Below are 7,945 nucleotides of genomic sequence, written 5' to 3'. Positions count from 1 at the left end.
GATCTGATTGCCGTTCGAAGCACCGCTTTTATTGGTGATGTGATGCTCGTCATCGAAGGTCTTCTTTCCGTCATGGAAGAACGCCTGGAAGAAGGCGATGTGATCCAGATGAGCCGCTTGGGTAACTTCCGTATGGTTGCAGGCAGCAAAGGAACTGAAAACGAAAAGGACTTCAATGTCTCCCTCTTCAACAAGGCTCGTATCGTCTTCTCACCGGGCACCATGCTCAACGAGATCCGCAAAAATGCCAAATATGAAAAGATGGATACCGAAACCGTCACTCCGCCTACAGGAGGTGGTTCGGACCGTCCGGAAATCGAATAGTAACGTATCAATCATCCGTCATGTTAAAACAGGAATTTATCAAACTATACCACTCTCCCGCCCAAAAGGCGGGGGAATGTTTCGGAATCAATCCGGTTGTTATCCTTGCCCAATCGGCCATCGAAACCGGCTGGGGAGAAAGTACACTGCAAAGGAACATAACAATTTCTTCGGTATCACCGCCTACGGACGTCCCAACGCCTTCTGGAAAGGAACCCATAGATATTGCCGGTTACAGTCTGATGGCTGCGAGACTGATCGGTGGTCTGTACAAATTATTTACCGCATGAGTTACAAAGAAAACTACCGACGCATGATTCGCTGCAACAAAGCGACCGGATATGCCATCTATGATTGTCTGTTGAAGGCTTACCGAAAACATGCTGAAAGCATGGACGTCTCCGGAATTACCGACCGGGATATCTCACGGATCAGTAAAATCAAAATCCTCGTTCCTAATCTTATCTTTTTCGATCAAAATTAAAATATCCCAATCTGAATCTTCGCGGGCATCATTCCTCGCCCTAGAACCAAACAGCATAGCCTTCGCATTCGGTGCTACCGTTTGTAAAGTCTTTTTTATTTCAGATAATATGTATTCTCGCGTTTGCTTCATATCACAAATGATAGTAACTATGTATTTATGAAACAAATTGTCATTGCAAAATGAACAATTCTTTCACAAGCCTTACCATCTCCATAAGGGTTCACAGCTTTACTCATTTTATCATAATATCCTTTATCATCCAGCAAAGCGGAAACTTCATGTACAATCTTATCATAATCTGTCCCCACCAATTTAACCGTTCCTGCTTCCAGAGCCTCAGGACGTTCGGTTGTATCACGCATAACCAATACCGGTTTACCTAATCCCGGAGCCTCTTCTTGTATTCCACCGCTATCGGTAAGCACAATGGTCGATTTTTCCATCAGGTAAACAAACGGCAAGTATTCCAACGGTTCAATGAAAAACATATTCTGCAAATCCGAATTTCCGAAAACCTCATGAATCGGTTTACGCACGTTCGGATTCAGATGCATCGGATAAACAAAATCCGTTTCCGGATACTTCTCTGCCAATGCCTTGATAGCTTTACACATTTGAATGAACCCCTCTCCAAAATTCTCGCGGCGGTGTCCGGTAATAAGAACAAGGCGACGATCCCTGATTTCATATCCGGCAGTTTTTAATTCTTCCGTCAATGCCTTTTGTAACTCTTCATTTCCTTTAATTTTATCGACTACCAGATATAAAGCATCGATCACAGTGTTTCCTGTGACAAGAATAGACTTCTGCTTCACACCTTCATCCAATAAATTTTGACAGCTTAATTGAGTCGGAGAAAAATGATACGTAGCAATCCTCCCCGTTATCAAACGGTTCATCTCTTCCGGCCAGGGACTATACATGTTATGTGTCCTAAGCCCCGCTTCAACATGCCCCACCGGTATCTGCTGATAGAAAGCAGCCAAAGCAGAAGCCGTCGAAGTAGTCGTATCACCATGTACCAGGACGAGATCCGGTTGTACTTCTTTGAGTACATCCCGCATGCCGGTAAGGACACGGGCAGTCACATCATATAAATCCTGTCCTTGCTTCATGATATTCAAATCATAATCTGGATGGATTTCAAAAAGATGAAGCACCTGATCCAGCATTTCGCGATGTTGACCAGTCACACAAACCACTGTTTTAAACTGTTCTGGATACTTCTCAAACTCCTTCACCAAGGGAGCCATTTTAATTGCTTCGGGACGGGTCCCGAAGACGAGCATTATTGTTTTCATTGAAAATTATTTTTCACCATTTATTTTTGTAATTATTTGAAGCATTTTGTTTGCCAACAAATTACGATCAAAGTCCAAGGATAATTTCCTACACCCCTCTTTACATTCGTTGTATAAGTTTTTATCCGTCAACAATAAGTCCAACTTTTCACAAAAATCAATTTCAGACTCTGGCTCGAAACATAAACCGGCATGATAAGACTCAATAATCTCGCGAGCCTCACCATTCACTCCCATTAAAATAGGGATTTCCATACCTGCATTTTCAAATATCTTGGAAGGAATAACAGTCGTAAACAGTTCCGATTTCCGCAAATTTATCAAAGCAATATCCAAAATAGAAATATACCTTTTTACTTCTAACTTAAACACAGAATCAAGCATTGTCACATTTTTGAGGTTCATTTTTTCCTTCAAATCCAATAGGTTGCGCTTTTCAGCTCCATCTCCAAGAAAAATAAAATGATAATTATTCTTTCCTTCCATCTTTTTAGCACATTGCAGAATGAAATCCAATTTATGTGCCATCCCATGTGTACCGATGTAGCCGATAATCTTTTTATTTTGTAAACCTAATTCATTCAACAACTGCAGATCTTTAACCTCAGGAACAAAAAGAGATCGGTTCACTCCGTTTTTTACAACTTCTATTTTTGACGAATCAATACCTCTTTCTACCAGCTTTCGTTTAAAAGAATCTGTCACTACTATGATTTTTTGAGCGGAATGATAACAACGTTTTTCCTGCCATTCAAAATATCGAATCAAGATATTGTCATTCATTGCTCCCACTGTCTTAATAGATTCAGGCCATAGATCACGGACTTCCATTATCCAGGGCTTTCCTTTCCAGAAAGACAATGTTCGTCCCGCCAAAGCTGTGAAAAACTGAGGGGAAGTAGCAATAATCAAATCCGTTTTTTGAAATAATCCGGTAATGAAAGCAGAAACAGAGAAACTTATATAATCTAATGTCCGTTTTACAAATCCCTTATTAGCTGTTATATAAGTCCAAACACGAATAATATGTATGCCGTCTATTATCTCACTTTGACAAAACTTATTTTTATATCCTCTATAAACTTTTCCCTGAGGGAAATTAGGGAAACAGGTTATTACTGTAACATCTATTCCATCCAGAACCCACTGTCTACAATGTTCAAACGTTCGAGTTGCCGGAGCATTTACTTCTGGAGGAAAATTATCCGTTAAAAAAAGAATTTTCATTACAATGTACTATAAATATATAAAATACTCCATATGAGAAGTAAATAAACAGCAGATCTTATGTGTACTCAGACGGACATTGTAAGAATTGGATACCTCACACTCTTCTAACCGAATACAGTCAACTCCATTCATTAATATTCTCCCCTGATTTGTATAAACCAAATTATTCTCTACCGACAGAATTTGTACAGAAGGACTAAAAATTATGATATTTATTCCTTGAATAGATGTACTGGCTAATAAGCTATCACTGATTATTATGCAATCTCCTGTTTTACGGAATATTCTCTCATGTTTAACACCTAAATCCTCATATCCATTATGAATAGCCCTCACTTTATCTTCCTCTTCAACTAAAAGAATTATAGTAGCACGCTTTGCAACTCGAAATCCTCCCCAAACTTGACTAGAACTCATATCCTCTAATGTCACTGTATTATGAGCTCTTGTTTCCCGTTCATATTGCCGCCGTTTATTTTTATTATACGTTGAGATTCCCGTATCAACAATAAAAGGCTTACCATCTATCCGAAGTTCATAATTAAATGTATCAGCATGAGCATGACCTGGAATATAATCCGGTCCAATCATACCAACATCCATAGTCAATTCTATTCGGGAAGATGAAAATTTACGATAACCAGATTCTTTTAGAGGGATCTTTACCCAAACTAAACCTAATCGCTGCGCATAAGCGAATATTTCATTTGATGTAGGAGCTATTCCATTTGCCGCATCGTTAAACAACGGTATTGAACCATCCCTAAATATGATTGCCTCCAGCCATCCTAACATTAAAACAGCCTTCTCCTCCAACCAATTTGTAAGTAATATTTGCTTATCAAACCGATGATTATTTTTACTAATATTGATACAATCTAATAAACGATCCAAAAGAATCTCGTGATACATTGGGCTTAATTCATAATGAGCTCCATCAGGCAAAATTTGCTCCTCCAGTTCTTTGAATAACAATTGCTCCGCTTGTCTATAAATTAATTTATCTTCAAAATACAAGGCAGCCCATAACAAAGAAAAAGAATCCTCTAACAAATGATTTCCCAATAAATGGTATTCCAAATTATCCTGCAGAATTTTATATTGGGCATATAGCGAGGCATCCCATATTTTTTTCTCTTCCAATGAAATATTCGAATAATTCAGAGAGATAAATTTAATCCAATTAATGCCTCGCAAAGCAATTGGATAAGGTTCCAAACCATTTCTGTTTAATTTTATCTCATTTATAAATCTATTGATCCAGTAACGTCCAATTTCCAAAGAAGAGTTATCCTGATGAAGAAAGTCCATATAATTTAGATTATAAGACCACAGTTTCCCATATTTCTCATCATTCCAATGAATAAACTTTGATGTCTGATTTAAAAAACAGAAAATATCATCTTTATATAAACTGTTATTTTTAGAAATAAAAGAATAAAAAGATAATGAAATTCCTTTTTGATGTAGTAACAAGGGGTATCTAAATCCGATGTAATGTCTGATCAATTTTCTTATCCGGTATATCACCTGATAAAAAAGTTGACAGAACTTTAAATAACGAAGAGTATAATAATATCTACCTAAATCCATTTATAGTTAATCGATTTATACCTAACAATTTTCTTTAAGAATTATCATATAAGTAAAAGATACTTTTGTTGTATTTATAATGCTATTAATAGAGATCAATGAATCAGCAAATAAGAAAACTTGCTACAACATAGTAAAATTCAACTTAAGATATTAAATTATTTGTGTTATTATCTAAAAATAGTTTTTTATAAAATTTCAAAATATCAATCTCAAGTAAATCATCAATTTCACACTTCGGTTTAACACCTTCAAGTTCCAAGTGTTGAAATAAAGAAGTTAATTGATCTATATCTCCATGGAGAACCTGATAAACATTTTCAGGTCTGTCTACAACATTTGTAGCAACGACATGTACACCACAGTTTAAAGCTTCATGTATAGAAAGGCTATCACCATCTGTTGACGTATATCTTACAAAACAATCCGATTTCTCTAAAACTGGAATAAAACTATGAGGTTTACTTATCACTAAGATATTTTTTTCTAAATTGCATAACAATTTAGAATAACCACCAGAAGGATCAGATATAATCAATCCCCAGTCAGGATGTTTTCTGAATAAATCCACCAAAATTTTGACACCATAAATTTCTTTACCATATTTATCCAAAGCATAGCTAGAAGCATTAGTACAAACAAGAAAATTTACACATTTTTTCAACTCATTTATCTTATTCAAAATCGATACATCTAAAGTTTCAACATACATATTTGGAATATAAGCACTCATACAAATTGTTTCATTATTATACATAATTGCTCTAAAATAACTTTTCTTATTTATAACAATAGGTATATCCACCAATCGAACAGAAAGATAGTCTATCAAATTATAAAAAGAAGAAAATCGTCCTAAATCACCATGATATGTAATTATAGATTTCGTATTAAATATTTTGCAAATAAGAACAAAAAAAAATCGAAACAAAGGAGAAGATGAATGCAAATGTGCATATTTTGTTATTTTAATGACATTAATAAAACTATACACATTAAATATATTTAAATCATAAAAATCATACAATACATTCACTTTATCCAGCAAAGAAATTAATCGACTTACATGAATAGTAACTCCCCCTATTAATATTGGTTTTCTACCAATAATAAGTAATTCATTTTTCTTATACATAATACAAATTATTATCTACTATAAAAAAGTTCGAAATATTGCAATTTTCATTTTATAATATTGGCAAATAAGATTATGTATAATAAATATAATTTTCTTCCTAATACCTTGTTTTACCCATGACCCCATATAATGATGTATTGTATATGTATTCTTTGTAAATTTCACTTGACTTCCATGCAAAGGACAAAAAAACTCTTGCGGATATATAATAATTGAAGATACTTCCTGTATACCAGAAATATCTTTTAATCCATATTTGCATAATACTTGTGTTGTATATTTTACAATTGTTGTTAAATTACAAGTTCCATCATCATTAATAAATTTCATTCCATCATATAATCTCAATATTTCCCTATAAAAGGCAAGTTCTTTTATTGCTCCAAGACCAAGACCAGGAGCAACTAAAGGCATTCCTCTTCCAGGTTTCCCATCGTATTCACATCCCATAAACGAACCACGAATAATAATCTCATCCATAGGACGAATAATTTCTACATCTGTATCAAAATAAAGTCCACCATAATTATATAAAATCCAAAAACGTGCATAATCACTTACAAATGCATACTTTTTAGCGTTATAGGCTTCTTTTACATATTGAATAATATTTATATCAAAATTCTCCTCATTCCATTCTTTTATTTCATAATCTGGAAGATACTTTTTCCATGAAGCTATACATTTTATCGCTAATGTAGGCAATGGATTATTTCCAAACCAACAATAATGAATAATCTTAGGTATCATATCAATTTGCTTTTAAAATTCGAATCATATTAGTATGTTGAGCATCTTTTATAGAATGCCATTCTTTTTGAAAACTAAAAACATACTGTACTGTATTTGTTTCTGAGAAAAGAATTATTCTGATAAAAAACAAGATAAAAATCAATGATACAACAACAAATCTAGCAAAACAGATGCCATTAGAAAATCGTTGCTTATAAAAATAAAATAATGCATAAGTCATCAATATTATTTTAAAACCATTAAAATAATACGTAATTCGCATCATCATTTGACTACTGTGAAAAAGAAATTCACAAAGCACTCCTATTATAAAAAGATCATACATTATATTAAATGTTTTATCTGCAAACATTAATTTCATCTTTTTACTATTGGTAATAATTAACAAGTAAATAAACAAAATCATTATATATCCCAATCCAATAGATGACTCATTATACATTTTATCACCATGATTATCTAAATAACGAGAATATCCCAACCACTCTATCAATAGATCAAAATATTCTACAATTTGTTGCAAAGAAATTATATTTGCCGTAATAAATGAAATTAAAACAAGTACTACTTGCTTGTTTATGTTACTAAACCATTGATCTTTATTATACCATAAAAAATAAAGAGGAAACAAAATTAATGCAGATCGATGAAATAAAGAAGATAATACTATCAATGCACAATAAGAAATTAGTTTTTTGTTAGATATATAATGTATTGAAAAAACGAATATACAAAATGCTATAGTTTGGCGTATTGAATTCATAAAACCAGTCATTGCTATTCCTGTAAATATTAAAACAACAGGCAAAAAAGGCAAAACAAATCTATGTTTTATAAACGATAAGTATAAAAATAAAATCTGGATGAAAGCTAAAATAAAAAAATATCCAAAAGAACCTATATTAAAATAATGAGACAAAGATATTATAAACATAAATGCAGGCTCAAAATCTCCATAATAAGAATTATTACCATATTTAAATATATCCAAATATGCATAATAATCTATTCCAACTCCATAACGCATTCCAAATATAATTGAAAACAATAATACAGGAATAATAATCATCCATTTTTTATGACTATGTACAGCTAAATTAGATGTTACAATCATCATAA

The 7,945-nt window shown here is 33.3% G+C and carries 9 protein-coding genes and 1 pseudogene; 3 read left to right on the top strand and 7 right to left on the bottom strand.

Features of this window, described 5'->3' with window-relative positions; genetic code table 11:
• The 3 genes and pseudogenes from DWW23_RS26050 to DWW23_RS26620 all read left to right on the top strand — a co-directional run.
• On the top strand, positions 1 to 324 hold a 324-nt coding region (locus DWW23_RS26050; protein WP_122357370.1), incomplete at its 5' end, for a hypothetical protein.
• Positions 325 to 344: 20 nt separating this feature from the next.
• Positions 345 to 538, top strand: a pseudogene (locus DWW23_RS26045) (glucosaminidase domain-containing protein); the annotation flags it as partial.
• A 72-nt stretch (positions 539 to 610) separates the two neighbouring features.
• Entirely contained in the window at positions 611 to 808 is a 198-nt protein-coding gene (locus tag DWW23_RS26620) for a hypothetical protein (protein WP_187576716.1), read from the top strand.
• Here the strand turns inward: DWW23_RS26620 and DWW23_RS27090 are convergent.
• The 7 genes from DWW23_RS27090 to DWW23_RS26010 form a co-directional block, all read right to left on the bottom strand.
• A complete protein-coding gene (locus DWW23_RS27090) occupies positions 749 to 940 on the bottom strand; it encodes a nucleotidyltransferase domain-containing protein (protein WP_122357369.1) in 192 nt (63 codons plus the stop codon). The genes DWW23_RS26620 and DWW23_RS27090 overlap by 60 nt on opposite strands.
• Positions 941 to 957: 17 nt before the next feature.
• The gene (gene wecB, locus DWW23_RS26035) at positions 958 to 2,112 is read right to left on the bottom strand and encodes a non-hydrolyzing UDP-N-acetylglucosamine 2-epimerase (protein WP_122357366.1); all 1,155 of its coding nucleotides are present in this window, start codon (positions 2,110 to 2,112) and stop codon (positions 958 to 960) included.
• A gap of 6 nt (positions 2,113 to 2,118) precedes the next feature.
• The gene (locus DWW23_RS26030) at positions 2,119 to 3,339 is read right to left on the bottom strand and encodes a glycosyltransferase family 4 protein (protein WP_122357365.1); all 1,221 of its coding nucleotides are present in this window, start codon (positions 3,337 to 3,339) and stop codon (positions 2,119 to 2,121) included.
• Positions 3,340 to 3,348: 9 nt separating this feature from the next.
• The gene (locus tag DWW23_RS26025; RefSeq protein WP_122357364.1) at positions 3,349 to 4,935 is read right to left on the bottom strand and encodes an alginate lyase family protein; all 1,587 of its coding nucleotides are present in this window, start codon (positions 4,933 to 4,935) and stop codon (positions 3,349 to 3,351) included.
• Between the two features lie 145 nt (positions 4,936 to 5,080).
• Positions 5,081 to 6,070, bottom strand: a complete 990-nt coding sequence (locus DWW23_RS26020) for a glycosyltransferase family 1 protein (protein ID WP_122357363.1) — start codon at positions 6,068 to 6,070, stop codon at positions 5,081 to 5,083.
• Between the two features lie 18 nt (positions 6,071 to 6,088).
• Positions 6,089 to 6,823 (bottom strand): glycosyltransferase family 32 protein, encoded by a 735-nt coding sequence (locus DWW23_RS26015; protein ID WP_122357362.1) that lies wholly within the window; start codon positions 6,821 to 6,823, stop codon positions 6,089 to 6,091.
• A 1-nt stretch (position 6,824) separates the two neighbouring features.
• Positions 6,825 to 7,945, bottom strand: a 1,121-nt coding sequence (locus tag DWW23_RS26010) for an EpsG family protein (RefSeq protein WP_122357361.1), incomplete at its 5' end; no start/stop codon positions are given.

This window comes from Parabacteroides sp. AF14-59, assembly GCF_003479515.1.
GTDB classification, from domain to species: domain Bacteria; phylum Bacteroidota; class Bacteroidia; order Bacteroidales; family Tannerellaceae; genus Parabacteroides; species Parabacteroides faecis.
Note: the sequence above shows the minus strand (reverse complement) of the source record. Positions and strands in the feature narration are given on the sequence as shown.